The 25,686-nt window shown below is 68.7% G+C and carries 24 protein-coding genes and 1 pseudogene; 14 read left to right on the top strand and 11 right to left on the bottom strand.

All coding sequences use genetic code 11. From position 1 onward, the window contains the following. Positions 1 to 486: 486 nt before the first annotated feature. Both ABFX45_RS36065 and ABFX45_RS36070 read right to left on the bottom strand, forming a co-directional pair. Positions 487 to 1,287, bottom strand: a complete 801-nt coding sequence (locus tag ABFX45_RS36065; protein WP_346134989.1) for an alpha/beta fold hydrolase — start codon at positions 1,285 to 1,287, stop codon at positions 487 to 489. A 66-nt stretch (positions 1,288 to 1,353) separates the two neighbouring features. After that, positions 1,354 to 2,820 carry an aromatic amino acid ammonia-lyase gene (locus tag ABFX45_RS36070; protein ID WP_109642065.1) on the bottom strand — a complete coding sequence of 489 codons (1,467 nt, stop codon included), beginning with the start codon at positions 2,818 to 2,820 and terminating at the stop codon, positions 1,354 to 1,356. Positions 2,821 to 2,850: 30 nt separating this feature from the next. Here ABFX45_RS36070 and ABFX45_RS36075 point away from each other — a divergent pair, with 30 nt between their 5' ends. Beyond that, complete coding sequence (locus tag ABFX45_RS36075) at positions 2,851 to 5,826, top strand: DEAD/DEAH box helicase (RefSeq protein WP_109642067.1); 2,976 nt, start codon at positions 2,851 to 2,853, stop codon at positions 5,824 to 5,826. Next, positions 5,819 to 6,649, top strand: coding sequence for an SWIM zinc finger family protein (locus ABFX45_RS36080; RefSeq protein ID WP_346134992.1), 831 nt, complete (start codon positions 5,819 to 5,821; stop codon positions 6,647 to 6,649). The genes ABFX45_RS36075 and ABFX45_RS36080 overlap by 8 nt, the downstream gene beginning before the upstream one ends. On the opposite strand, the gene ABFX45_RS36085 is transcribed toward ABFX45_RS36080, so the two are convergent. The 5 genes from ABFX45_RS36085 to ABFX45_RS36105 all read right to left on the bottom strand — a co-directional run bounded on the left by ABFX45_RS36085 (position 6,646) and on the right by ABFX45_RS36105 (position 10,538). Continuing rightward, positions 6,646 to 7,005 (bottom strand): hypothetical protein, encoded by a 360-nt coding sequence (locus ABFX45_RS36085; RefSeq protein WP_346134994.1) that lies wholly within the window; start codon positions 7,003 to 7,005, stop codon positions 6,646 to 6,648. The genes ABFX45_RS36080 and ABFX45_RS36085 overlap by 4 nt on opposite strands. A 352-nt stretch (positions 7,006 to 7,357) precedes the next feature. Beyond that, on the bottom strand, positions 7,358 to 7,630 hold the full coding sequence (locus tag ABFX45_RS36090) for a GlsB/YeaQ/YmgE family stress response membrane protein (RefSeq protein WP_346134996.1): 273 nt from the start codon (positions 7,628 to 7,630) through the stop codon (positions 7,358 to 7,360). A gap of 62 nt (positions 7,631 to 7,692) precedes the next feature. Beyond that, positions 7,693 to 8,175 carry a hypothetical protein gene (locus ABFX45_RS36095; RefSeq protein WP_346134998.1) on the bottom strand — a complete coding sequence of 161 codons (483 nt, stop codon included), beginning with the start codon at positions 8,173 to 8,175 and terminating at the stop codon, positions 7,693 to 7,695. Between the two features lie 49 nt (positions 8,176 to 8,224). After that, positions 8,225 to 9,460, bottom strand: a complete 1,236-nt coding sequence (locus tag ABFX45_RS36100) for a TolB family protein (protein WP_346135000.1) — start codon at positions 9,458 to 9,460, stop codon at positions 8,225 to 8,227. Positions 9,461 to 9,500: 40 nt separating this feature from the next. Then, the gene (locus ABFX45_RS36105; RefSeq protein WP_346135002.1) at positions 9,501 to 10,538 is read right to left on the bottom strand and encodes a DUF2786 domain-containing protein; all 1,038 of its coding nucleotides are present in this window, start codon (positions 10,536 to 10,538) and stop codon (positions 9,501 to 9,503) included. Between the two features lie 62 nt (positions 10,539 to 10,600). On the opposite strand from ABFX45_RS36105, the gene folP reads away from it, so the two are divergent. From folP to ABFX45_RS36120, 3 genes are read left to right on the top strand one after another with little or no spacing between them, the layout of a single operon-like run. Next, on the top strand, positions 10,601 to 11,437 hold the full coding sequence (folP, locus tag ABFX45_RS36110; RefSeq protein ID WP_109642082.1) for a dihydropteroate synthase: 837 nt from the start codon (positions 10,601 to 10,603) through the stop codon (positions 11,435 to 11,437). Between the two features lies 1 nt (position 11,438). After that, positions 11,439 to 12,377: a hypothetical protein gene (locus ABFX45_RS36115; protein WP_346135004.1), complete on the top strand. Its 939-nt coding sequence runs from the start codon at positions 11,439 to 11,441 to the stop codon at positions 12,375 to 12,377. 48 nt (positions 12,378 to 12,425) lie between these two features. Continuing rightward, a complete protein-coding gene (locus ABFX45_RS36120; protein WP_109642086.1) occupies positions 12,426 to 12,710 on the top strand; it encodes a hypothetical protein in 285 nt (94 codons plus the stop codon). Here ABFX45_RS36120 and ABFX45_RS36125 read toward each other — a convergent pair. Then, the gene (locus tag ABFX45_RS36125) at positions 12,667 to 13,719 is read right to left on the bottom strand and encodes a cytochrome P450 family protein (protein WP_346135006.1); all 1,053 of its coding nucleotides are present in this window, start codon (positions 13,717 to 13,719) and stop codon (positions 12,667 to 12,669) included. The genes ABFX45_RS36120 and ABFX45_RS36125 overlap by 44 nt on opposite strands. A 100-nt stretch (positions 13,720 to 13,819) precedes the next feature. Between ABFX45_RS36125 and ABFX45_RS36130 the strand changes: the two genes are divergently transcribed. From ABFX45_RS36130 to ABFX45_RS36150, 5 genes and pseudogenes are all read left to right on the top strand, one after another. Beyond that, positions 13,820 to 15,658, top strand: a complete 1,839-nt coding sequence (locus tag ABFX45_RS36130) for a hypothetical protein (RefSeq protein WP_346135008.1) — start codon at positions 13,820 to 13,822, stop codon at positions 15,656 to 15,658. Between the two features lie 21 nt (positions 15,659 to 15,679). Beyond that, positions 15,680 to 16,078 (top strand): helix-turn-helix domain-containing protein, encoded by a 399-nt coding sequence (locus ABFX45_RS36135; RefSeq protein ID WP_346135010.1) that lies wholly within the window; start codon positions 15,680 to 15,682, stop codon positions 16,076 to 16,078. A gap of 32 nt (positions 16,079 to 16,110) precedes the next feature. Beyond that, positions 16,111 to 16,287, top strand: a pseudogene (locus ABFX45_RS36140) (exonuclease domain-containing protein); the annotation flags it as partial. A gap of 519 nt (positions 16,288 to 16,806) precedes the next feature. Further along, positions 16,807 to 17,037, top strand: a complete 231-nt coding sequence (locus tag ABFX45_RS36145; protein ID WP_346135032.1) for a BRCT domain-containing protein — start codon at positions 16,807 to 16,809, stop codon at positions 17,035 to 17,037. Next, positions 17,034 to 17,555, top strand: coding sequence for a hypothetical protein (locus tag ABFX45_RS36150; RefSeq protein ID WP_109642095.1), 522 nt, complete (start codon positions 17,034 to 17,036; stop codon positions 17,553 to 17,555). The genes ABFX45_RS36145 and ABFX45_RS36150 overlap by 4 nt, the downstream gene beginning before the upstream one ends. Here ABFX45_RS36150 and ABFX45_RS36155 read toward each other — a convergent pair. From ABFX45_RS36155 to ABFX45_RS36165, 3 genes are read right to left on the bottom strand one after another with little or no spacing between them, the layout of a single operon-like run. Then, the gene (locus ABFX45_RS36155; protein ID WP_346135012.1) at positions 17,539 to 21,336 is read right to left on the bottom strand and encodes a TIGR02680 family protein; all 3,798 of its coding nucleotides are present in this window, start codon (positions 21,334 to 21,336) and stop codon (positions 17,539 to 17,541) included. The two genes, ABFX45_RS36150 and ABFX45_RS36155, sit on opposite strands and share 17 nt — an antisense overlap. Beyond that, positions 21,329 to 22,414: a TIGR02678 family protein gene (locus tag ABFX45_RS36160; RefSeq protein WP_346135014.1), complete on the bottom strand. Its 1,086-nt coding sequence runs from the start codon at positions 22,412 to 22,414 to the stop codon at positions 21,329 to 21,331. The genes ABFX45_RS36155 and ABFX45_RS36160 overlap by 8 nt, the downstream gene beginning before the upstream one ends. Further along, on the bottom strand, positions 22,411 to 23,811 hold the full coding sequence (locus ABFX45_RS36165; protein ID WP_346135016.1) for a TIGR02677 family protein: 1,401 nt from the start codon (positions 23,809 to 23,811) through the stop codon (positions 22,411 to 22,413). Before ABFX45_RS36165 ends, ABFX45_RS36160 begins: the two co-directional genes overlap by 4 nt. Positions 23,812 to 23,976: 165 nt before the next feature. Between ABFX45_RS36165 and ABFX45_RS36170 the strand changes: the two genes are divergently transcribed. Genes ABFX45_RS36170 through ABFX45_RS36185 form a run of 4 tightly spaced genes read left to right on the top strand, consistent with a single transcriptional unit; the run spans position 23,977 to position 25,586 of the window. Further along, positions 23,977 to 24,267: a hypothetical protein gene (locus ABFX45_RS36170; RefSeq protein WP_346135018.1), complete on the top strand. Its 291-nt coding sequence runs from the start codon at positions 23,977 to 23,979 to the stop codon at positions 24,265 to 24,267. A gap of 25 nt (positions 24,268 to 24,292) precedes the next feature. Next, on the top strand, positions 24,293 to 25,042 hold the full coding sequence (locus tag ABFX45_RS36175; RefSeq protein ID WP_346135020.1) for a YbaB/EbfC family nucleoid-associated protein: 750 nt from the start codon (positions 24,293 to 24,295) through the stop codon (positions 25,040 to 25,042). Continuing rightward, positions 25,035 to 25,376 carry a hypothetical protein gene (locus ABFX45_RS36180; protein ID WP_346135022.1) on the top strand — a complete coding sequence of 114 codons (342 nt, stop codon included), beginning with the start codon at positions 25,035 to 25,037 and terminating at the stop codon, positions 25,374 to 25,376. Before ABFX45_RS36175 ends, ABFX45_RS36180 begins: the two co-directional genes overlap by 8 nt. Positions 25,377 to 25,382: 6 nt before the next feature. Next, positions 25,383 to 25,586, top strand: coding sequence for a hypothetical protein (locus tag ABFX45_RS36185; protein ID WP_346135024.1), 204 nt, complete (start codon positions 25,383 to 25,385; stop codon positions 25,584 to 25,586). The last annotated feature ends 100 nt before the right edge of the window (positions 25,587 to 25,686 follow it).

Consider the following 25,686-nt stretch of genomic DNA (forward strand, 5'->3'; position numbering starts at 1 on the left):
GCGCTGGGCTGCTCCACCACGCTGGTCCGGTGGGAACAGCGGGGCGGTCTGCCGCGCTGGGCTGCACCGCCACACTGCTCCGGCAGAAACAACCGGGCGGTCTGCCGCGCTGGGCTGCACCGCCACCACACTGCTCCAGCGGGAACAACCGGGCGGCCTGCCGCGCCGCGGTGGGAGAGGGCAGGGCGTCGGCTTCGTCGGTCCGCGGGAACTCCGGCGTGTCCGGATCAGCCAGGTTTCACTGGCGTGCGGTGACTTCGCCTCGTGCGAACCGCCCAGGGTTTCCCGGTTGTGCGGCCACCCCGGCTCGTGCAGCTTGGTCCACCAGCGTGCGGCACTTCCTGCACGTGCGGCTCGGCCAACCAGCGGGCGGCAGCTCCAGCCCGGCCAGCGTCACCGGCGTGCGCCAACCCTCGTGTCCAGCGCGGCCAGCTCCACCAGCAACCAGCACAGTCCAGCCGCGCCAGTTCCTTCACCGACCGGCAGTCAGTCGGCCAGGAAGTCCGCCACCGCGTCCCGGAAGAACGCCGGGTCGTCGAGCCACGGATAGTGCGCGGCGCCGGGCTGCACCACCACGCTGCTGCGCGGGAACAACCGAGCTGCCTTCTCCGCCGCCGCAGGTGAAGGCAGCGCGTCGACACCGCCGGCCAGCAGCAACACCGGCACGTCCAGCCCGGACAGCTCCTCCGGCGTTGCGACCGGAGCATCGGCCGCGTAGTAGTCGGCGGCCGCGTTGGGCAGTCGCATGGCGTCGCATGCGCGGGCGTGTTCCTGTGCCGCGTCGTCCCAACGCGCGTAGAAGAAAGGAGTCACCGCAGCCCAATCGCTTCCCGCGGCACTGCCGGCGAGCACGGCCTCGATCGCGTCCTTGACCGCCGGGTACCAGGGTTCGTCCGACCGGGACTCCGCGCTGGCCCGCAGTTGCGCCAGGTCCGGTCCGAAGCCGAGCGAGCGCAGGCTGGGCGTCACGAGCACCAGGCGCCGCACGTGCGACGGGTACCGCAGGGCGTAGCGGATGGCGATGGCCGCGCCCGCCGAGTGCGCCAGCAGGTCCACCGGGTCGAGGCCGGCCTGCGCTCGGTAGGCCTCGATGTCGTCGACGTGCAGGTCGAAGCGCAGCTCTGCCGGGTCGGCTGGGCCGGACCTGCCGGTGCCGCGCAGGTGCAGCAGATGCAGGCGCGCGGGGAGGCCGCCGAGGTCGCCCAGGTACGACGGGGCGAGCAACGGGCCTCCCGGCACGACGAGCAGAGGCGCGCCGGAGCCGAGTTCATCGTGTGCAAGACCCATGCAGAAGATCATCACATCGTGTGGAGGTGCCCGAGGCCGCTTTGCCCACACAACTGAAGAAGGCGCTCAGCTGGCGGCGAAGTCGTCGAGCAGGGCCGAGGCGACCTCCACGTCCGGGCTCAGCTGGCGGTCGGACATGTCCGGGTTGAGCTTCGCCTCGGCTGCCTCGAAAGCGGCGCGCAACGCCGGGGTGTCCGGGGTGATGCCGCGCAGCCGCAGGGCGCGCACGGCTGCGACGATCTCGCAGGCCAGCACCAGGCGGAACGCTCCCAGCGAGCGCAGGGCCTGGGACGCGGACTGGAAGGCGAAGCTGGAGTTCTCCTCCTGGCCGCGCGACACCACGGCGTTGCCGATGCTCGCGGGCTCCGCGAGGGTCCTGACCTCCGCCAGCGCGGAGTTGGCGCTGTACTCCAGGATCATCACGCCCGAGCTGCCGGGTACGCCCTCGGCCAGGAACGGGCGCAGGCCCGTGAAGTTCGGCTCGACCAGGGTGGCGAGGCGGGCCGTCGACAGGTGGCCGGTGTGCAGCATCGACAACCGCAGGCGGTCCAGGGCCTGGCCGAGGTACGCGCTGTGGAAGGCGCCGTGGTGGTACGCGGCGTCGTCGGCGGGTCCGAAGTGGTCGGCGACGATCAGCGGGTTCTCGGCGGCGGCGTTGAACTCGACGTCGAGGACCCGGCCGAGGTCGGTGGCGGCGTCGACGGCCGGGCCGTGGATCTGCGGGAAGCAGCGGTAGCCGAACGGGTCCTGGATGCGCGCGGCCGGGCGGGACGGGGTGCCGAGCAGGCGGCGCATCTCGGCGGCCACCGCCACCTGGCCGGGGTGGGGGCGGCCGAGGTGGACGCGTTCGTCGTAGGCCTCGACGGCTCCGTCCACGGCGAGGAACGACAGCGCCGCGACGACGTGGGTGGCCTTGAGCAGCTGGTGGGCGTCCTGCCAGGCGAGGCCGGCCATGCCGATGGTGAGGGCGTTGCTGCTGATCAACGCGAGTGCGTCGCCTGAGTCGAGCTCGATCGGGTCTGGGGTCTGCGTGGAGCCGAGCCAGTAGCGCTCGCCGAGCAGGGTCAGGCCGGTTTCGGCCAGCGCGGTGAGGTCGCCGGTGCCGATGGCGCCGTACTCGTGCACGCCGGGGTAGCAGCTGCTGTTCAGGGCGGCCTGCAGGGCGTCGGCCACGGATCTGCGCACGCCGGCGCCGCCCGCGAGGAGCTGGTTGAGGCGCACGACCATCATGGCGCGCACCTGTTCCTCGGGGAGCATGCCGCCGAGGCCGCCAGCGTGGCTGCGCAGCAGGCGCAGGCCGTGTTCGGCCCAGCCCTCGGTGCTGACGATCTGGTCGCGGTTCGCGCCGACGCCGGTGGTGCGGCCGTAGACCTGTCGTCGCACCACGAGGCGCTGGCTGGCGCGCCACGATGCTTCGAGGCGGTCGAGTCCGTCGGCGTGCAGGGCCACCGGGGCGTGGTACCTCGCGACGCGCACCACGTCGTCGGCGCCGAGGGACTGACCGTCCAGCACGACAGGGGAGTCATCGACCATGGCCCCAATGTGAGCACATAGGGTTCAACGGTGCTCGTACTGCATGGCCTGTGTACGACCGACGGCGTCCTGGCGCTGTGGGCCGAGGACTCCGGGCTGCCCGCGCGCAGTGAGAGCACGCGGCGGGACGCGCCGCATCCGTTCGCGGCGACGGCCGAGTCGCTGGCCGCCGCGCTCGGGCAGGAAGTGCTCAAGACGACCACGCGGGGATTGTTGCTGCCGTCGTTCTCGTCGGGTCCGATGGCGTCGCCGGAGCTGGTGCGCGACCCGCTGGCGACGGGACGCGCGCAGCGCGGCAAGGTCCAGCTGCGGCAGTGGGGCGTGCCGACGATCCGCCTGACGGCCAAGCCCGAGGTCGGCGCCGAGATGCGGCTGAGCGACTCCGCGCGGTTCGTGTTCGACGTGGCGGGGTTCGCCGCCGATCTGGTCGACCGCGGTCGCGTGCTGCCGGCGGTCGCTCCTGACCAGGCCGTCGCGCGGTGGGTGCCGGTGCTGTCGGGCACGGACTCGGCGCGGTTCGCGGCGCTGCAGACCGCGATGCCGCCCGCGTGCCGGTGCGAGGAGGTCGTCAGCGACCCGGCCGAGCTGGTGCGCGCGGCGCTCACGACCGCGGTCGACGAGCAGGTCAGAAGCCGCTTGCACGGCATGGTCCTGGCACCAGCTCATCGCGGCCGGGTGACGACCGCGGAGGCTTGGCTCGCCGCGCTCACCGGGGAGCCTGCGTTCGACGCGGACCCGGTCGAGCTCTACGAACTGCGCGAGCAGCTGGACCGGTGGCGGCAGAGCGCGGGGAACGAGAGCCCGGTGCGCACGTGCTTCCGGCTGCGTTCGCCCGAGCAGCGCGACGAGGACGAGTGGGCGATCGAGTTCCTGCTGCAGGCCGTCGACGAGCCGAGCGTGCTGGTGCCCGCGCACCAGGTGTGGTTCGCGGACGACGGCGTGCTGCGGCGCTGGATCCCGGCACCGCAGGAGCACCTGCTGGCCGACCTCGGGCGGGCGAGCAGGCTGCACCCCGACCTCGACGAGGCGTTGCGCGGGTCGCACCCGGCCGAGATGGAGGTCGACGCGGACGGCGCGTACCGGTTCCTGACGGCGGCACCGGTGCTGGCGCAGGCAGGGTTCGGCGTGCTGCTGCCGTCGTGGTGGCAGCAGCGGGTGAGGCTGGGCCTCAAGCTCGCGACGAAGAGCCGTGGCACTGCCGGAACCGTCGCCAAGGAGAGCGAGATCGGCTTGAAGTCCATTGTGGACTACAAGTGGGAGCTCGCACTCGGCGAGGACGCGCTCACCGACGCCGAACTGGCCGAGCTCGCCAAGGCCAAGGTGCCGCTGGTGAAGGTGCGCGGGCAGTGGGTGCAGGTCGACCAGAAGCGCCTCGCGGCGGGGCTCGCGTTCCTCAAGCGCGGTGGCGGCCAGATGACCGCGGCCGAGGTGATGCTCCACAGTGGACTGACCGAGGAGGACGAAAGCCTGCCGCTGCCGCTGACCTCCGTCGACGCCGACGGCTGGCTCGGGGACCTGTTGTCGGGCAAGGCGGACGAACAGCTCGAACCCGTTGAGCCACCGCCGAACTTCGGTGCACAGCTGCGCCCGTACCAGCAGCGCGGCCTCGCGTGGCTCGCGTTCCTCGACAAGATCGGCCTGGGTGCCTGCCTGGCGGACGACATGGGCCTCGGCAAAACCGTTCAACTGCTGGCACTGGAAGCGCTGAACCGCGCCCACGGCAAGCGGCCGCCTACGTTGCTGATCTGCCCGATGTCGGTGGTCGGCAACTGGCAGCGCGAGGCGGCCAGGTTCACCCCGGACCTCTCGGTGCACGTCCACCACGGCGCGGACCGCCTGGACGGCGACGCGTTGCGCGAAGCCGTGGAGAGCCACGACCTCGTGCTCACCACGTACGCGCTGGCCGCCCGCGACGCCGAGGCGCTCGGCGACCTCACCTGGGACCGGGTGGTGCTCGACGAGGCGCAGAACATCAAGAACAGCGCGACCCGCCAGTCCCAGGCGGTGCGCGGGCTCAAGGCACGCCACCGCGTCGCGCTCACCGGCACCCCGGTGGAGAACCGGCTGGCCGAGCTGTGGTCGATCATGGACTTCGCCAACCCCGGCGTGCTCGGCACGATCAACACGTTCCGAGCCCGCTTCGCCGTCCCGGTGGAGCGCCACAACGACCATGACGCCGCCGCCCGCCTGCGCAAGATCACGAACCCCTTCGTGTTGCGCCGCGTGAAGACCGACCCGCGCATCATCAGCGACCTGCCGGACAAGGTGGAGATGCGCCAGCTGTGCAACCTCACCACCGAACAGGCCTCGCTCTACCAGGCCGTCGTCAACGACATGCTGGAGAAGATCGAGGAAGCCGAAGGCATCGGCCGCAAGGGCCTGGTGCTCGCGACGATGTCGAAGCTCAAGCAGGTCTGCAACCACCCGGCGCACTTCCTCGGCGACGGCTCGCGCGTCGCCGGCCGCTCGGGCAAGCTCGCGCGCCTCGAAGAAGTGCTGGAGGAAGTGCTCGCCGAGGGCGACAAGGCGTTGTGCTTCACGCAGTTCACCGAGTTCGGCAGCATGCTCGTGCCCTACCTGGCCGCACGCTTCGACACCGAGGTGATGTTCCTGCACGGCGGCACGAACAAGGCCGCGCGCGACCGCATGGTCGAGCGCTTCCAGGACGAGCGCGGCCCGTCCCTCTTCCTGTTGTCGCTGAAGGCAGGCGGCACCGGCCTCAACCTCACGGCCGCCAACCACGTGATCCACCTGGACCGCTGGTGGAACCCCGCGGTCGAGGACCAGGCGACCGACCGAGCGTTCCGCATCGGCCAGCGCCGCAACGTCCAGGTCCGCAAGTTCGTCTGCATCGGCACCCTCGAAGAACGCATCGACACCATGATCGAGGAGAAGCGCGCACTGGCCCAGCTCGTCGTGGGCGCCGGCGAGAACTGGCTCACCGAGCTGTCGACCGCTCAGCTCCGCGATCTGCTGACGCTTTCCGGGGAGGCCATCGGTGAGTGAGCACTGGTCCGGCGAAGGCCCCCGCTACGGCAAGACCATCAAGGTGGACAACGGCCTCAAGGCCAAGAGCAAGCGCGGTGACATCGGCGCCACCTGGTGGTCGCGCCGCTTCATCGAGGTGCTCGAGTCGTTCGGCATGGGCGGCCGCCTGACCCGAGGCCGCAACTACGCGCGCCAGGGCCAGGTCCTCTCACTCTCGCTGTCCACGAGCATGGTCATCGCCCTGGTGCAGGGCTCACGCCCCACCCCGTACAAGGTGCGCATCGCCATCAAGGCGTTCACCACCCCGGAATGGCAACGCATCGAACACGCTCTGGCCAGCAAGGCCCTGTACGCGGCCAAGCTGCTGGCCGGCGAGATGCCGCCGGACATCGAGACCCTGTTCGCAGATCTGGGCCTTCAGCTCTTCCCGTCCTCCTCCCGCGAGCTGACGATGGACTGCACCTGCCCGGACTGGGAGGTGCCCTGCAAACACCTCGCCGCCACCTGTTACCTGCTCGCCGAGTCGTTCGACAGCGACCCGTTCGAGATCTTCGCCTGGCGCGGACGCAGCCGTGACGACCTGCTCGAACGCCTCCGCATGCTGCGCGGCGCCAGCTCGCGGGCCGTCGCCGCCCGCGAGGAGGCGCCGCCGCTGACGAAGTGCCTCGACACGTTCTGGCAGAAGCAGACCGCGACGAGCCTCAACCTCGGCGACCCCACGGCGGTGGTGCGCGTGGACGCCGTTCTCGACCAGCTCGACGCCGTCCCGATCACGGTCCGCCGTTCGAACCTCGTCGATCTGCTGCGCCCTGCCTACCTCGCGTTGCAGCCAGGCGACTAGAGCAGCTCGCTCACCGACCGCCAGGTGAACGGTGCGGCCCAGCCCCCGTCGCGCCGCAGCCACGCGGTGAAGGCCGCGTGGACCTTGTCCGCCGACACCGTCATCGTCTGGAAGTGCTCGACGGGTGAACCGGCGCGGTGCTCGAGCTGGTGCAGACCGCCGGGGCGCTGCCACACCTGGACGTGGTCGTCGTCGGCCTCGGACAGGACCACGACGTTCTCGCGAGCCATGCCGAGGACTGCCGCCTCGATCCGGCCGGCGGTCGGGTTCCGGACGCGGCGGATCCGGGTTCCTTCCAGGACGGCACGGCGGCGTTCGGTCATGCCACATGTGGCACCGAGTGCTGCCTGGGTCACGGGCGGGATCCGTTGGTAGCGCTGCGACCCTGCCTCGGTGAGGGTCGGCGACCCGTTGTTGGCCGCGCGGTCCGCGCGCGTGGAGCGGCGGAAGGCGAGGCGGCTGGAGGCCTTGCCGCAGTCCTGGGATCTGTTGGTGGTGCTGTGGTTCTGACAGGTTGGCTGCGGTGGACCGCGTGGCACGGGCGACGAGCGGCGGTTGGCTGCCCGTGCGGTGCGGCTTGTGGGAGTGGAGGGCTGGGGACCCGTTGTTCGCCTTGCGGTCCGCGCGCGTTTGAGCGGCGGAGGGCTGGGCGGCTCGGGTCGGCCGGCCTGGTGAGTGGACGGGCGGCGCGGGGCCGCCCTTGCCCGGTCAGCGGGGGAGTTTGGGCCTGGAGCGGTTGGCCAGGAGGGTCACGCCCGCACCGGCCAGGCCCACCTGGAGCGCCAGCTCGATCCAGTCGATGCCCGAGGTGTGGGCCACGCCCAGCACCGTGGCCGCCGCGGTGCCCAGCAGGACTGCGACGATGCCTACCAGGATGGTCACCAGCAGTGAGACCTGCTGCCTGCCGGGGACCACCAGGCGGCCCAGGCCGCCGATGACGGCTCCGACGAGCAGCGCTGTGAACAAGCCGCCGATTTCCACTGTTACCCCCTGAGACTCTGGTGCCTGCTGCTCCAGCGTCCGCCGGGCTCGGGTGTGGGGAATCAGGTCTTTCCCTGAGTGGTCCCTGACATCGACCCCAGCAGGGTGGCGGCCGCGGCTGAGAGTTCGCGGCCGGGGATGTCCGGGTCGCAGCCGACCCGCGCCAGGCGGGCGCGGATGGCGGTGGGGGAGCGTTGCATGTCGTCGGCGATGGACCTGATCAGTGTCGGCGCCGGGTCGTCGGTCGGGGTGAGCCAGGCGGTGCGCAGTTCGGTGTCGAGGGAGTCGGTCCAGGGCTGGTTGGCGTTGACATAGCGGGACGGGCGGCCGCGCAGGCGTGTGTGGGCGCCCAGGACGCGCGACAGGAGTTTGCCGATCGTGGCGCCGCCCTCGACCGGCAGTCGAAGGCGGCCGTCCGCGATCACCTCTCCCGAGTCGAGCGCTCCCAGCAGTTCCAGCGTCAGGGACTCCGCGGAGTCCGTCGTCGCGCTCAGCCGGTAGTTGACCTCGCCGAGCTTGATCTCGTTGTGGTAGGTGGATGTCATGGGGTTGACGTTAGGGAGGGGGTCTGACTCTTTTTGCCGGGGAGGCCTTTCAGATGCGGTTGTGCAGGAGGAGTTCACTCGAAGGGGTGGGGGTCAGGTTCGTCGCCTTCGAGGAGAACACCACGGAGCGGCCGTCGGCACTGATCGTCGGCGCCAGTGAGAAGTTGTTGCCCTGCTTGCCGAATCGCTCGCTCAGGCGCGTCACCGCCCCCGAAGCCATGTCCTTCAGGAACACGTCGTCCACGTTGTTGGTGTCCCGGCGCACCAGATTCGACGCCAACGACGAGAACACGACGAAACGGCCGTCCGCGCTCACCGACGGCTGGTACGGCTGAGCGTCCGACACCGTCCCGTCAGCGCGCGTGTTCACACGCGTGATCGCCTTGGTGCGCAGGTCTTTCATGAAGATGTCCGGAGTGTCCTTGGTGTCACCGGGCACCAAAGTGTCGCCCCACGCCACAAACAACACGCGCGAGCCATCGGGCGTGATAGCGGGCATCAGCGTGTAGGAAGACGTTTGCACGCCATCAGCAGACACGTTGACCCGTTCCACCGCACCGGAAACGACGTCCTTCACGAACATGTCGACACTGCCGTTCGTGTCATCAGGCACCAGGTTCGTTGCGGCGGAGGGGAAGACGACGAGCCGGCCGTCAGCGCTCATCGCGAGGCCGTGGTGCACCAGCTTGTCGCCCTGCGCACCCGACGCCGACGTGCTGATCCGCGTCACCTTCCCCGACGCCCGATCCGTCAGGAACACGTCCGCCACGCCGTTGGTGTCGTCCTCCACCAACGTCGACGCCTCGGACCGGAACGCCACATAACGCCCATCAGCACTGATGGCCGGGCTACCGAACGCAGGGCCGTTGCCACCGCTCACGCGCTCAACGCGCCCCGAAACCATGTCGGTCACGAACACGTCGTCAACGCCGTTGGTGTCACCGGCCACCAGGTTCGCCGCGGACGACACGAACGCCACGAACCGCCCGTCCGCGCTCAGCGCGGGCGGATCGAACGAAGGCCCATCGCCACCACGCGACGCCGACCGCACGGCACCGGTGCGCAGATCCTTCACGAAGACGTCGGACACACCGTTGCGGTCTCCGCGCACGAGGTTCGACGCGAGAGAGGGAAAAGCGACATAGCGCCCATCAGCGCTGATGACCGGTGTAGTGGAGTCACCGTTGCCCCGCGTCAGTGGTCTGAGCAGCGAGAACGACGCGGAAGCTGACGACGAGAAGGTCACCGCGAGCACCGCGGCAACAGCAAGAGACTTCCCGAACAAAGACGTGCACCACCCTAGGTCGCGGGGCGGCGCCGTCAGCTTAACCGGAAGTCACGGAACTTCGACCGGTACCGATGTCGGCGATGTCCGCCGCGGCGAGACCCGCACCCCATCCGGCCGCCGACCGCACCGTCACGCGCGAGGTCCGCGTCCGCGTGAACATCTCGTCGAACATCGTGTCCACGGCCTTCTTGCGGTCGGCCAGCACCGGCAGCAACCGCTCGTCCGAGACCGCGGGCGCCTCGGTCAGCCGCTCACCGATCCGCGTCGCGTAGGCCACCAGGAACGACTTCCGGAACGGCCGCGAGCGCGCCTCACTGCCCTTCCCGGCCTGCCCGCCGACCGCCACCATCGCCCGCGTCGCCTGCACCAGCAGCGACGTCGACAGCAGCTCCACGCTCTCCAGGTCCACCTCGTCGCCCACCAGCGCGACGAACCCGAACCCGTCATAAGCGACCGCGCGGGACCTGAAAGCCGACGCCACCACCTGCACGAGCTGCGACTTCTCCTTGAAGTAGCTCTTGTCGAGCCACATCCGTCGCGACGTCGCCAGCGCCGGCAGGTCCGCGTCGAGCATCGCCCGTTCCAGTGCGTGCCGGTTCATCAGCTCCTGCGCCTTGCCCGACAATGCCTCCGCTTCCTCCGGGAACGAGGTCGACTCGGCCTTCGCGAGCAGCGCGCGCACCCGGTTGAGCACCTTCTGGTCCACACCCGCGCGCACGGCCGACACGAGCCCAGCGCCCGGCAACGGCAGGATGCGCGGCAACGTCGGGAACCGCATGAGGAACCGCAACAGCTCCGCCGCCGTATGAGACGCATACGCCAGTGTCTCGATGTGGCGTGTGGCCCACGCCTCCAGCAGCGAACCTTCCCACCACACAGAGGCACCGATCTCGTCCAGCTGACGTCGCCAACGCGGGTGCACGGTCGCCTCGACATGAGGCGAACAGGACAAAGCGATCACGTCGACCACGAGAGAGGTGGCCGACTCATCGAGTGAACGCGACACCATCTCGCGAACGTCGTACGGCAGCCAGCCCCGCTGCCAGAGTGCGTCGACCGCTTTCACCAGTTCCACGCGAGGCAGTATGAGACCTCCGCCATGTGCCAAGGCCGGGGACCACCTGGTAGACACGGGATGTGATCGAGCTCCAGTTCCGCGGCCGGACCGTCGTCCGCGACCGCGCGCTGGTGATGGCGATCATCAACCGCACCCCGGACTCCTTCTACGACAAGGGCGCCAACTACGCCGAGAACGTGGCGATGGAGGCCGTGCACCGCGTCGTGGAGGAGGGCGCGGACATCGTCGACATCGGTGGCGTGAAGGCGGGCCCCGGCGACGTCGTCGACTCCGGCGAGGAAGTGCGCCGCGTCGTGCCGTTCATCGCCCGTGTGCGCGAGGCCTATCCGGACCTGGTCATCAGCAGCGACACGTGGCGGGCGGACGTCGGCAGGCTCGCCTGCGAGGCCGGTGCCGACCTGCTCAACGACACGTGGGCGGGCGCGGACCCCGGGCTGGCCGAGGTCGCCGCGGAGTACGGCGCCGGGTACGTGTGCTCGCACACGGGCGGTGTGAAGCCCAGGACGCGCCCGCATAGGGTGAGCTATCCGGACCTCGTGGCGGACGTCATCGCGGAGACGACCGCGCACGCTGAGCGAGTGGTCGCGCTCGGTGTGCCGCGCAAGAGCGTGCTGATCGACCCCACACACGACTTCGGCAAGAACACATGGCACAGCCTGGCGCTGGTGCGGCACACGGACGAGCTGGTGGCGACCGGGTGGCCGGTGCTGATGGCGTTGTCCAACAAGGACTTCGTCGGGGAGACCCTCGGCGTGGAACTGCACGAGCGCGTCGAGGGCACCCTCGTCGCGACGGCGATCGCGGCGGTGGCGGGCGCCGCGGTGTTCCGCGCGCACGAAGTGGCGCGCACAAGACGAGTACTCGAGTCCGTCGCTCGACTTGAGCTGGAGGTATGAGGTGGACGACGTCTTCGCCCGGTTTTCGGAGAACCGGTGGGACGACTTCCTCGACGAACTCGACAAGATCCGCGTGAGCGTGGTCGATCCCGCGGAGCGGCCGCAGATGAAGGCGACCGCACGGCGTGACGCGCGGGAGGCCGGCTCTCAGCCGTTGCTCGTGCGGATGGCCATCGCGGACCACTACCTGAACCTGCTCGCCATCGGCGTGTGGGCGGGCGACGAGAGCTGGCGCGCGGATCTGCGTGACCTGGTGGCCACTCTCGTGCCCGACGGCGACGAGTCACGTGACGACGGCCTGTTGAGCTCTGTCATCGCCGTGGTGCTCGCACAGCTGTTGCAGGACGCACGGCTGCGCGGTGGTTCCGAGGCGGACGTCATCGCACGTGCGGCGTGGGAGAAGGCCCAGGAGTGGGCGGCCTACGCGGAGGACCGGCACGTCGAACGCCTCCTGCACGCCTCCACGGAGGCCGGTGCACGCGTCGTGACGGCCTCCGAGGTGCAGGAGGTGGTCGAACTGGCCACGGCCGCCGCGGACGACCAGCACGCCGAGACCCTCGCCGCGCTGGAGGCGGAAGGTCTCAACGCCGAGGTCATGAACGGCGTGTGGGTGGTGGACGGCGACTTCCGCAACCCCGTCCGGGCGGCCGCACGCGCGATCACCCTCACGGGCTACGGGTGCGTGCTCGCGCGCAACGAACGCCAATCCGCCGTGATGCTGTGGCACGAGAACACGCTCGCCATGGCGGACTCGAAGGTGCCGCGCTGGCGCGTCTACCCGATCCTCGCGCCGGTAACCCCGCAATCGAAGTTTTCCGGAGGTGAAGGCTTGCCGGCCACCCGTGACACCCACCCGCTGGCACCCGCTCCGGAAGTCGTGCGCCGGTTGGCGGACGCCGTTGGTGTCAACCTGTCCCATCTGCTGGCGGCATTGCGGTGAAAGGGTGATCTTTGACTTTCCGCAACCTTCACTCGTTATCTTGGAGGCATGCCCAGATTTGCCGAGTTCGATGTGGAAGGCCTGCGTAAATCCAGCGCCGTCGCGGACTTTCCCTGGTCAGAGACGTGGGTCACGTTGATCCGCGTCGATGCCAAGGGAGTTGTCCGGCAAGCCAAGTCGTTGACCGAGAAAGTTTCTTTGCTGACTGTTGCGTCAGAAAAGGATCTCGTCATCGCCTCCTGTCCGGAGATTTACGCGGTCGACGACCTGTCGGCTGCCAGAGCAGCCGTCAGGGCTTCGGTCGCACGCGAAATGACGCCAAGCCTCGGATGAATGCCTCCCGCCACTCGGGCTCAGCGGCGAGCGCGAGTTCCGGGAAACGCCGCAGAAGTGTTCCGAACGCGATCTCGCCCTCGATGCGAGCCAGCTGCGCTCCCACGCAGTAGTGGATCCCGTGCCCGAACGAGACGTGTGGGTCTCGGCCCAGCTGCAACGCGTCCGGATCCGGGTACCGGGTCCGATCCCGGTTCGCCGCCCCAAGTGAGACGGTGACCTGCGAAGACTGCGGAATCGTGACCCCTCCGATGACCACGTCGGACGTGGCGATCCGAGACACCCCCAGCGCCAGCGGGCCGTCGTAGCGCAGAAGCTCGTCGACGGCGTCCGGAATGAGGATCGGGTCGTCGATCAACCTCTGCTTCATGACGGGATCGCGCAGCAGCGCGAGCAGACCGTTGCCGATGAGCTGCACCGTCGTCTCGTGCCCGGCTGTGATGAGCAACACGAGGTTCTGCACGAGGTTCGGTTCGTCGCGGAGCTCGGTGATGACGTCGTCACCGGGCTCCTTGGTCTCCAGGAGGCGTTGCAGGTACAGCGCGAACTTGCCGTAGGCCTCGACCATGGTGTCCGGGGCCATCAGCCCGGAGGTGAGCGTGCGGACCTCGCTTCTGTCACTTTCGGGCACACCCATCAGTTCACAGATGACCGTGATCGGCAGCGGATACGCGAAGGTGTCGATCACGTCGACCTCTTCTTCGGTCTCCCACGCGTCGAGCAGGTCGTTGGTGATCCGCTCGATGCGCGGCCGTAGCGCCTCCATGCGCCGTGTGGAGAACGCGCGCGCGATGGGCTTGCGCAGCTGCGAGTGCTCCGGCGGGTCGGTGTGGTTCAGCATGCCGCCAGGAACGATGGCGCTGCTGAGGCCGGGGTGGCTCAGCGCCTGCACGACGTCGTCGTAGCGGCTGATCATCCACGTCTTCTGGCCGTCCGGGGAATCGATCAGCGCGGGCCCCTGCTCGCGCCACTGGTCGAAGTACGGGGTCGGGTCTGCGAAGAAGCTCATGGCGTTCATGGTGGTGTTTGCGCTGGTCGAAGGCCTGAGTAGGCGATCACCCATCTTCACCGCCCCGATCCCCTAGCCTGACGGCATGGGGTGACCGTTCGTGGGGAGGGACGCCGAGCTCGCCGCGGTCCGGCGGGCGGTGCGGGGCGCCGGGATGATCGTGGCTGGACCTGCCGGTGTGGGCAAGACGCCGCTGTTGGACGAGGTGGCGTGCGACGTCCGGTTGCGCGCGACGTCCGCGATGTCGGCGATTCCGCTTGGCGTCATGGCACCCTTCTTGGCGTCGGTGGACCCCTCGCCGTTGGCGATGCTGACCGCCGCACGGACGGCTTTTGCCGGTCGCGTCGTCGTGGTCGATGACGTGCATCTGCTCGATGACGCATCAGCAGGCCTGCTGCACATGCTCGTGCAGCATCGCGAGGCCGTGGTGGTGGCGACACTGCGTGCGGGCGAGCTTGCGCCGGATCCCGTTGTGGCGCTGTGGAAGGACGAACTGCTGCCGCGCATCGAGCTCGAACCGCTCGGGCGAAGTGCAGTGGTCGAAGTGCTGGAGACCGTGCTCGGTGGTCCGGTCGACAGCGCTACGGCCGACCGGTTGTGGACCGCGTCGGCCGGCAACATGTTGCTGCTGCGGGAGATGCACTTCGCGGCGCAGTGGACGTCGCACGGCGGTGTCTGGTCGTTGGACGGGCCGTTGCCGCTGTCGCCGCGGCTGGTGGAGCTGATCGAGGCGCACCTCGCCGCGGTGCCCGCCGACGAACGCCGGGTGCTGGAGCTGCTCGCGTTCGGTGAGCCGCTGGACCTGGCGGCTTCCGAGGCGTTGGACGGGCTTGTCACCGTTTCTGATGACGGTTTGAGGCTCGCGCATCCGTTGTACGGCGAGGTGTTGCGCGCGCAGTGCCCTCCTCTGCGCAAGCGCAACCATCAGCGCTATCTGGCTTCGGTGCTGGACGATCCGTTGCGCGTAGCCGTGTTGCGGCTGGACAGCGGTACGGCGGATGACCCGGCGGAGCTGCTGAGGGCCGGGCGTTTGGCCACTGCGACGGGTGGTGTGGCACTGGCGGAACGACTCGCACGCGCCGCATGGGCCGTCGGTGGTGGTGTGGAGGCCGGACGGTTGCTGGCCGAGGTGCTGATCTTCACCGATCGTGGTGAGCAGGCAGAAGAGGTCTTCGCGATGGTCGCGACCGATGACGACCCGATCGAGGTGCGCACGATGCGTGCCCTGAACCTCGGCTGGGGCCTCGGACGCAGCGAGGAAGCTGCGCCGCTGCTCGAGGACCACGTCGCACAGTCGGTGCTGCTGTTCGACGCGGGTAAGTACGACGAGGTCCGTGCGCTGTTGTCGTACGACTCACCGGACGAGGCCGCGATCCTCGCGTTGGCCGACGCGGTGCAGGGCCGCTACGTGGGGCCGTTCCCGGTCATTTCGCTCGATCCCAGCGTCGGGCTGGGGTTCGAGACGACGGTGTTCGCCGAAGTGTTCGTGTACTCCATGCACGGCGATCTGGCCAATGCGGAACGTCTTGCCGTACAAGCGCATCGGGAGAAGGCCGAGTGGGATTCCATGCGGACCCTCTGGACGGTGTCGCTGGCCGGCCTGGCACGCGCAGGTGGACGGCTCTTGGAGGCTCGGCGGTTGCTGCGCGAGGCACGGCCTGTCCGGCCGTTCGTGCAGTTGTGCGAACTCGCACACGTGGAGGCGTTGCTGGGCAACGACGCGCGCTCTGTGTTGGCCGAGGCGGAGAAGCTGGTGCCGAAGGGACAGCGGCCCTACCAGTTCGGGCTGTGGCTCGCTCGCATCTGGGCGGGTGGCGCGTCACCGTTCGAGGCGGCGGCGGACGCTCGTGCGCACGGTGAGTTCGCTGTTGAGGCGCTGTTGTTGCACGAGGCTGTACGGCTGGGGCACGCGGCTGATGCTGTGGAACGGTTGGGGTAGCTTGCTTCTTCGAACACCGGCTTGCTCGAGCCGGTTTTCTTCGCGCACGCGGATGCGTTGGTGCGCAACGACTCCGACGCGTTGATGGAGGTCGCCGCGCGGTTCGAGGAGGGCGGCTACATGCTGCTCGCGGCGGAAGCGGCCGCGGAGTCGGGCAATCGCGCGTTGTTCGGGCGTCTGATGGGCTACTGCGAAGGCGCGCGCACTCCGGCGTTGGCTCTGATGACGGCGACACCGCTCACTCGTCGCGAGCGCGAAATCGCCGTGCTGGCCGCACGGGGACTGACGAACAAGGAGATCGCCTCGTCGCTGGTGATCTCCGCGCGCACCGTGGACAACCACCTGTCGAACGCCTACGCGAAGCTCGGCATCGCCACCCGCGGCGAGCTCGCGTTAATCCTTTCGGATGACAACAGATAACAGAAAGCACGGGTCCGAACGACACCCCCGGCATGAGCAACGGCTATGCGGTCGTCGACGTGGAAACCACCGGACTCTCACCGGGCCACCACCATCGGGTGATCGAGGTCGCCGTGGTCCACGTGGACGGGTCCGGCCGCCGCACCGACGAGTGGTGCACGCTGGTCAACCCGCGACGCGACCTGGGCGCCCAGCACGTGCACGCCATCAGCGCCGCGGAAGCCCGTCGCGCCCCCGACTTCGCGGGCATCGCCGGTGAGCTCGCCGCACGGCTCGACAGCCGGACGGAGCGCCGCGGCACCACGTCCACCCCGAGCAGCGACGCGACCAGCCGCAGATCGGCCTCCTCGTCGGCCGTCACCACCCCGTCCTCCCGAGCGGCCTCGCCCAGCGCGGTGAGGTACTCGCGGTGCAGGCCCAGAACCTCCAGCAGCCCCAGGCCGAGCGCGCGAGCAACGTCGAGCAGCTCCTCCTGCTCCTCCACGGAGAGATGCCGATCGACCAACGCCCGGTCCAGCACGTCGAGGTACTCGTCGCCCCTCAGTGTCTCGACGCGAGGCAGCAGCCGCACCAGCTTCGCCAGGAAGTGCTGCTCGCACGGGGCTGTGCACGATGGAGCTCGCCGGCCGGTACCTCGGCGCTTCGTCCCGTTCGCTCGCCGCGTGCTGCTCGCCGGCCGGCGAGCCGATGGGTACCGCCCACTCCGCACTGCACGGCTGGGGGATCTCGTGGTCTTGACCGGTGAGATGCGTGAGCCGCGCGAGGTGTGGGAGAGCCGGGCGTTGTCCGCCGGTCTGTCGGTGAAGGGCGGGGTCACCAAGAAGACGGCGCTGGTGATCGCGGCGGACCCGGATTCCTTGTCGGGCAAGGCGGACAAGGCTCGCAGCTACGGCATTCCGATCGTCTCCGAGGACATGTTCGCGGGGCTGCTCGGTGAGCTCACGGGAGGGCGCGCGTGAGTGAAGTGGCACGAGTGGCCGAGCTGATCCGGGAGCGCAACCGCATCGACGACGCGCTGTCGGCGTGCATCCGGCGCCCCGCGCTCCCCGGCCACCTCGGCGACTGGATCGCGGCCCGGATCTTCGGGATCGAGCTGGAGCAGCAGACCACGGCCAAGGGCGTGGACGGCCGATTCGCGGACGGCCGGACCGTGAACATCAGGTGGTACCTGAAGCGGGACAACCTGCTGGACCTGCGCGAGGACGGGCCGGACTGTTACCTCGTGCTGACCGGTCCGAAGGCGCCGGCGGAGAGCTCACCCGGCGCGGTGCGGCCGTTGGCCATCGACGCCGTGTACCTGTTCGACGCCGCGACCGTCGTGGCCGATCTTCGGGCGCGTGGACGCAAGATCGGTGTGGCGTCCAGCGTGCGCGGGCACGTGTGGGAGGCCGCGGAGGTCTATCCGCGGCACAACCCGGCGTTCGTCCTCACCCTGGAGCAGCGGGAGCTCCTGGCGTTGTTCAGTCATCGGCCTTGAGGCTGTGGCCGTCCCACGTGAAGCGGACCGTCGTCACCGCGTCGTCGCCATCGGTGCCCGTGGTGAGCTGGTGGATCGCGATGCCGGTCAACTCCCGGTAGTCGCACCACTCGTGGTCCGACGTGAGCACGAGGTCGAGATCGAACGCGACCAGCAGCTCCAGCAACTGGCCGCGGTTCGTGGCGTCGACACCGACGAAGACCTCGTCCAGCAGGATCAGGCGGGGTGCGGTGGGCGTCGCCTGGTAGTGCGCGGCCGCAGCGGCGAACAACGGCAGGTGCAGCACGATGGCCTTCTCACCGCCGGACAACGCGCCGTGGACGCGTTTCGTGACAGGGACCCAGCCGTCGCCGCGGTCCACCTTCACGACGAACTGGTGCCACGTCGTGTAGTCCAGGACCTGGGCGAGTTGTTGTTCCCAGCCCGTTGCGGTGTCGTGTGCGCGGGCCTCTTCCACTCGCTCGCGGAAGAACTGGTGCAGCACAGCGCGTTCCTCGGCGTCGAGGTCTGAGCGCAGCAGCAGGTCGCGGGCCTCGCGGGTGCCGGGCGGCAGTTGGGGATCCACCTGCCAGACGAGCTGCACGCGGATGCCGGACGCGGTTTGGACGCGCTCCAAGCGTTGGTTCATCGTGTCGACGAGTTCGGCGGCGCCCTGGATGCGCTGGGCGATGTGCCTTCGGGTGTCGCCGGTGAGGGTTTGGTCGAAGAGGTCGCGTTCGGCGTCGGTGATGTGTGTGCGCATGCGGTCGCGTTCGGCCTGCAACGCAACCAGCAGCGCGTGTGCGCCCATGCGCGCACCATCGAGGGTTGCGCTCAGGACAGCGACATCGTCGTCGGGTTCCAGTGACAGGTCGATGCGGCCCGCCAGTTGTTGTTGGGCCTGGTGCACGGCAAGACCCAGGCGGGTCTCGGCGTCGCGGATCAGCCGCGCGTCCACCGGGCCCTCTGGCACGTCGCCGGCGTCGGCCGGCAGGTGGCCGCTGGTGAGGTGTCGGTAGCGGGCCTCGGACGCGTCCCGCACGGCCGCGGCTTCTGTGGCACGCGAGGTGTCGACCTTGCGCTTCTCCTCCAACGTACCGAGGGTTCGTGCTAGAGAGGTCTGCTTGTCTTGCAACGTTTCGCGCTGCTCCGCCAGTTCGAGGGCCTTGGCGCGCAACGTGATGAGCTGCTGGTCGAGGGCGTGGAACTCGGAGCCCGCGGAACGTTCGACGGTCTCCAGGGTGATGGCGACGTCGGCTGCCTCCTGCTGGCGGGCGGAGGCGGCTTCCTCGGCTTCGTCGGCCAGGGCGTTGCTCACCGACGACCGGTTCATCGCTTCGGCAGCAGCGGCTTCCGCGGCGAAGGCGTCGTGACGGTCGTCCAGCCAGCGGTGGCCCGCGGTGCGGAATGCGGCGACAGCGTGCGGGTTCACGGAGACCTCGCCGTTGACCATCCGCAGCGTCTCTGCCACGGCGGTCTCGGCCTCGGACACCTGGCGCGTTGCGGAAGCGACGGCGTCTTTCCTTGCCGCGCAACGCAACTGCGCCTTGGTGCGTTGTTCCTCCGCGATCTCGACCGGGTCGGTCGACGGCTGCCTGGCGAGCTCGCCGGCCAGGGTCGCGCGGCGGACGGCGATCTGCGACAGCGCCGCGTCGGCACCGGCCAGGTCGGTGGCGAGCTGCTCGATCAGGCCGGTGAGCTCGGCGATCCGGCCCGCCCGAGCGCGTCGGCGGGAGTCGGCGCCGATGTAGGTGGGGAAGGGCTTGGTCCAGCTGCCGTGGACGTTGGCCAGGCGCCAGGTCCCGTCCGCGCCGATGGCCGCCGTGTGGCCCGTGGCGGTTTCACCGAACGCGATGCCTTCCAAGAACCGATGGGCGCGGTCGTCGTCGGTGACCAGTACTTCGAGCAGTGTGGTGCCGGGAGCGGGTGCCGCCAGCAGTGGTTCGGCGAAGCGGTCCTGGTCGGAGAGCCCGAACGAGTTGCCCGGCGTGAGCCACGCGTCCAGCAGTCCCGAGGCTTCCAGGGCGGCTTCGACGGCGGCGCACACGTCGGGTGGCGTGCCGGGACGGAAGTTCACCAGGCGCCACAGAGGAGCACCCACGGCAGAAGAGCGGTACGCGGCGTCGCGGGTGTACGGCGCGGGCGGTGGTACGTCGACCTGATTGGCGAGCTTCTCGCGGATGGAGTTGTACTGCGCGAGTTGGCCGTTCAACGCCGTGCGCGTTTCGTGCAGCCGTGCCTCGATCGCGCTGAACTCCTCGCGCGCGAGGGCAGCGGCTTCGGAGACCTCGCCGTGCTCGGAAACGCGCAGCTCGGAGCAGCCGTGCGCCCACGTCTCGAAGTCGGCCCCGAACTTCGCAAACGCTTGCTCGAACGCCTGCTGCGCCGCCGCTTCGGCATCCGTGGCCAGTTCGAGCTCTTCGTGCGTTTCGTCGAGCCGTTGGCGTGCGGCGTCCCGTGCGTCGATGGCCCTCTCGTGAACGGCAACGGCACGCATGATCGCGCTGATCTCGGCGGAACGGGCGTCCACGGCGTCGCTGAGCAGCTGCCGGCTCGCCCGCGCGCCTGTTTTTGTGTCTACGGTAGTCGCGTCGATCTCCTCGAACACCGACGACATACCCGCGCGCTCGGCGGCTTCCCGGGCTTCGAGAGCCGAATGCCGCACGTCGTCAGCGCGTGCCGCCGCGTCCGACTTGGCCTGAGCGGCGTGTTCCTCGTCCGCAACGGCACGCGCACGCAGTTTCGCGGCGTGTGCAGCCGCTTCGGCGGCACGTTGGACCGCGGCGGAATGCTGTTGCCGCAACAGGTCGAGCTGCTTGCCCTCCTGGTAGGCGGGCAGGTCGGAGATGCCGGCGATCTCCGCGTCGACCGCGCTCGCCTCACGCCCCAACGCCGCCAGTTGCTCGAAGGCCTCGTCGGCCAGGGTGACCTGCCGCTGATAACGCCGTTCGCTCATCCGCGCGGCGCGTGTCAGGTCTTCGAGTCGCTCAGAAGAAGACGACAACGCGTGTGCTGCCGCGCCCAGCACGCGTTGCGCGTAGGTGCGCTGGATCTCCGCGAGACGCTCGGCGGTGATGATCTCCTCGTTGAGCCTGCGCAGCTCCTCGCGCTGGCGGTCGAGCCGTTCGAAACCCTCGGCGATCTCGGTGAGATCCGACTGGTCCAGCGGCGGAAGTGCCCTGGACAGCAATGAGGACAGCACGCTCGGGTCGAGCCGCTCGGACAGCTTCGGTGTCCGCAGCTGCAGCAGCGCGGTGATCAGCGAGTCGTACCGTTGCTCGGTGACGCCGGGGAACAACGTCGTCCGCACCGTGTGCCGGTAGTCGGCCGGTGAGGCGTGCACAACGCCGTGCTCGCCAATCGCCGCAACGAGATCCGTCTTGGTCAACGGCCGCCCGGCCTCGTTCACCAGCGCCAGGTCGCCGACGCGCAAGGACGTCGTGAAGTACGTGGCGATGACGTTGGACGTGTTCGTGGTCGCCTGCAACCGCGCGCCGCACGTGAACCACTCGTCGCCGTGCTGGAACTCCAGCCACACGTAGCCGACGCGGGTGCTGCCCTGATTGCCCTCGCCCATGAGGTTCCAGTGCATGGTGCGGTCCGCGCTGCCGAACGTCGACAGCCGGTGCGGGCGCAGGTTCGCGTCGAAGAGGTACGGCAGCAGCAGCTCGAGCGCCTTCGACTTGCCCGTGCCGTTGGGCCCCCTGAGCAGCAGTCTGCCCTGGTGGAAGGTGAAGATCTCGTCGTAGTAGCGCCAGACGTTGATGATCCCGGCGCGACTGGGTTGCCACCGGTCAGTCATGCAGCTCCTCCACCGCGTACCTGGCCGCCGCGGGCAGCCGCCGAACGGTGCCGTTCTCGTTGTGCGCCAGCCCGAACGCCTCCAGCAGCGCGACCCCGTCCGCCGCGAGCCTGCCCGCGCCACCGTCCGACTGGTAGGCCTTGGCCCAGTTGCGGAACTTCGTGAGCAGCTCGCGTGCTTCTTCGACCAGGTCGTCGAACCGTGCGGGACCTCGTGCCAACCGGTCGAGCAACAACAACGCGGCGACCTTCGCGTGGCTGTCGTCGTCCGGAAACCTCGTGTCCGTGGCGACCGCGTCGGCGTCAACCACGAGAAAACCCTCGGCGCGTTCCTCCAACGTGCACCCGGCGAGCCCGATACCCGTCTGGACGATCTTGCGCCCGGTGGGTGAGCTGAGGAACGCGAGCTGACCTGCGGTCAGATCTTCCTTGTACACCACGGGATCGTCGATCAGCCTGCGCATGGTGGAGTGCCTCTGCCACAGACTGCGATGAGCGTTTTCGTACCGGTTCTCGTGCGTGAGGTCCTCGACGCTGTCCACAATGGACGGCGAGACCGGCGCCGCGAGCAGCCGCGTGATGATCACCGGATCCGCGCGGAGGTGCGTCTCGTTGATCTCGACGGCCCCGAGTTGCCCGAGGAAGTCCAGCACGTCGTCGAACGCGGACCGATCGGCGCGCCTGTCCGGGTCGAACGACGGCAGCTCTTCGAGCTTGACGGCTTGTTTCACCTTGTCTGCCAACGCTTCGGTCGTCGTGGTGGGTGCGCTCAGCAGCTCCGCGCACGTCAGGCAAAGGAGCATGTACCGCCGCCGGTCGAAGTTCGGCGCAGGACGCGTGCGATCGGGCCGCTGCGTCGTCTTGAACAGCCGCGCATAGCCAGCGCGTGGCTCAACGTGCACACGCCAGCCGCAGTAGTAGTCGAACCACTTCACGATCGGCTCGCGGCGCCTTCTGATGAGGTCGAACCCGTCCGGATCCTGCACGGCGGCCAGCAACGGACGAGCGAGCAGCAGCCGGACACCGCGCGCCACCTCCTCGCTCTCCAGCCGGGCGAGCTGGTTCCCCGTCCTGCTCATCGGCTCTGCACGTCGATCACGTAGTCGGGCCCGCTCAACGTGCCCTTCTGGGTGGTGATCGTGGCCCAGCCACGAGCGTTGCGCAGGTTGATCTGCATCCGCCCGTCGGTGGTCCCGGCCGTCCGCGTGCCGGTGCTGTCCGGATCACTGCCGAGCGCCCGTCCGACCAGGTCGATCAGCCGGTGGAAGGTGTCGTGGTCGAGGTTCGTGAGCGTGGAGATCCGGATCGGTCCGTCGGTCTGGATCTGCCGCCACGCGTGCTCGAGCTCAGCGCGTTCCTTCTCGGCTTGCCGGCGGCGGTTGCGGCGGACCTCGTCGACGTTGCGAATCTTGCCGGTGCTGCCGATGTGCTCCTGCTTGCCGGTCGTCCGCAGCTGCGGCGACAGCTTCACCGGAGGCGTGTTGTGCCACGGCTCGGCGCTCGGGATCAGCTCCCCGTCGGCGTGCGCGAGGTGGGCGTGCCGCGCGGACCACAGCCCGAACGCGGCGTTGAACAGCTCGTGCGCCTCATCCTCGGTGGTGGTTCTGGCGAACCACCTGGCCAGCGCCTTGAAGTCGGCCGCGGTGTTGGTCGGGCGCTTCCGCTGCTCACTGATCCGGTCGAGGACGCGGAGGAGCTGCACGATCGCCTTCCGCGCCACGTCCTGCAGCTCGTCGGCCTTCGAAGGTGTGTGGTGGAACCAGGCTTTGAGGCTGTCCCAGGCTTTCGCCCGGTTCTGCAGCCAGTTGTCGTCCTGGTACAGGTCGGCGCCGTTTCGCGCGTTTTCGTGCAGTTTGACGGGATCGAGGTTGTCGATCTTCTCGCGGATCTGCTGCTTGCGCGCGTCCAGGTCGGCGATGAATTCGCGCAGGTAGGTGATCGTGGTGCGCTTGACGTCCTGGAACGTGGCGAGGTCGTGGTCGTCCTTCAAGAGCCGCTGCAGCTCGCTGTTGAACCTCGTGGTGCCCGTCTGCAGCGCTTTCACGTGGCCTTCTAGTTCCTGCAGCGCCGTGAAGGTGCGGCGGTCGTCCATCGGCTTGCTCAGCTCGTCGAGCCGGTCCGCGATCGCGTCGAGCACGGCGGTCTGCAGCGCGCCGCTGCTGGTCAGGGTCTCGAGGGCGTGCTGGATGCCGGCGTACGCGGCTTCGCCGTGTTTCGTCAGCCCGTACCGGTGCTGAGCGGTTTCGATCAGGCCCCACTGCCGGAGAGCTGTGAGGGACTTGGTCAGGTCGTCGTCCGTCACCTGCTCGGACCAGCCGACGTCCCTCAGTCGTAGCTGCACGCCGTCGAGGGTCAGCGATGTTTCCAGGCGCTCGTTCGCCGCGCCGAATGCGCGCAGTACTGCGGTGTGCAGCTCCGCGTGCTCGGCTGTGGTGAAGCGGAACAGGTCCGCGGGCACCCGTGGAAACGTGGTCACCTGGCCCACCGTACTTCCTTCGGGTGACACGGTGAGCGGCCATCAGGCCGACCGAGAGTTGTCGGCGTTGTCCGTGCCTTGCTTCCGACCGGCTGTTCGGGCGACAAGGTCGGCTGGGGTGTGGATTCCTCTGGTCCGTACGGTCGAGCGCGAGGCGGAATGCAGGTGAAGACGCCCGAAGAGTGGATGCGGGACTTCCAGGCGAAGATCGCGAGCTTCGTCGACTCGCTGACGTCGGAGTCCGAAGGTGAAGGCCTCGACGTCATCGACGTCGCGCTCGGCGCCGCCCACGGTCGCCGGACCGCGACAGCGAGCAATCGCAAGGCCGCTCACAGCGGCATCAGGCCCGCGCATGGGGTTGCGGCGGCGACGTCACCAAGCGTGATCAGTCGATTACCGCAATTGCGCACTTCTTGCGGCATGCCGCTATGGTCGGCCATGTCACATGGGTTCTAACGGAAACCTGGGGGAGGAGGCATTTGTGCCGCTTGACCACATCGAGCTGGCCGATCTGAATGTTCCCGACGACCCTCAAACGAGAGCTCGCTTCGCCGAGTTCACCCGTCCTGGTGGTGCTGAACTTCAGCCGTCTGAGACGTATGAGGCCAGTGATCCCGTTGGGCTCATCACGGTCACCGTGAACAGGTCCCAAATGGTGACAAACATTCGAATTCGTCCGCGATTGTTCGAGCAGCTCAGCCCGGAGGCATTCCCGGCTGCGCTCTACAACACGTACATCACCGCGGTTCAGCGTGCGCTCGCCGTGGAGTCCGCCCACTGGCTCCAGAGCCAGGAGAGCCCTTCGAGTCTGTCCGAGCCAGGCGAGTCCTCTGTGGATCCCGCAGACCTGTCGCTCGAGGAGTTCCTGGCGAGGAACAGGTCCCGGCTCGACGCCATCGACGCCGAGTACGACGCGATTCGCCGGCAGAAGCAGGCTCCACGGACCGACACGACTGAGATTCGCAGTCCACTTGGGTACCTCACGATGCAGGTGCGCGACGGCGGCCCCGTCGCGATCCACGGCAACCCTCAGGCGCTGGACAACCCCTCCGAAACCGTGCTGGCTGAGGAAGCCCTGCACCTGTTCGCCCGTGCGGGCTTCGGGGTCGATCCCGATGAGCGACCACGTCCGGCAGCGCGCTCGGAGCGGCCGCGAAGCAGCGGCGATGACGCGGACGACGAGTACTTCGACGGCTTCAAGGTACTGGGCAGGGGGGATGGGAATGGCTGACTTCAAGGCCGTCACCTCAGAGCTGCGCAAAGAAGCCAAGCTTTGGCAGGAGAAGCCGGACAGTACCGAACCGATCGTGCGTGCGGTGCAGGACGCCTACCTGTCAGCTCCCGCGTTCTTCGTCGGCGACCTCACGACTCTCGCCGCTGGAATCGTCAACGCCGAGCTCGAGGCAGGTCAGTACGAGGAGTTCCGCGTTTTCATGGAGAAGGTCCTCCAAGGTGCGGTCACCGAGTTCGGCCAGATCGATGTCGCGCTGCGCAGGATCGCCGACGAGTACGACCGTACCGAAAGCGTCAACGAGATCAACCTCGCCAAGTTCTACAGTGTGTAGGAGTTGATGGCCCGGATGACTGGTTCAGATGAAATGAAAGGCCAGTTCGACCGAGGGTTCGAGGGGCTGGAGGGCAAAGCTCGGGAGTGCGGCGACAAGTTCAACGCCGCCGTCCACCACATCAACGACTGGCGGTTCGTACTCGGTCCGGCGATGATCGCGATCCGTCCCGCGCTCGACAAGGACGTGATCTCAACGAGTTTCAGGTGAGCCGTCCGTGTTCGAAATGGGTGAGTACGAGTGCGGCTTTGACGATGTGGCCGATCTTGCGTGGGCTGGTGGTGAAGTGCCGCAGGGCGCGCCAGCGCCC

Source organism: Lentzea roselyniae (assembly GCF_039537795.1).
GTDB classification, from domain to species: domain Bacteria; phylum Actinomycetota; class Actinomycetes; order Mycobacteriales; family Pseudonocardiaceae; genus Lentzea; species Lentzea atacamensis.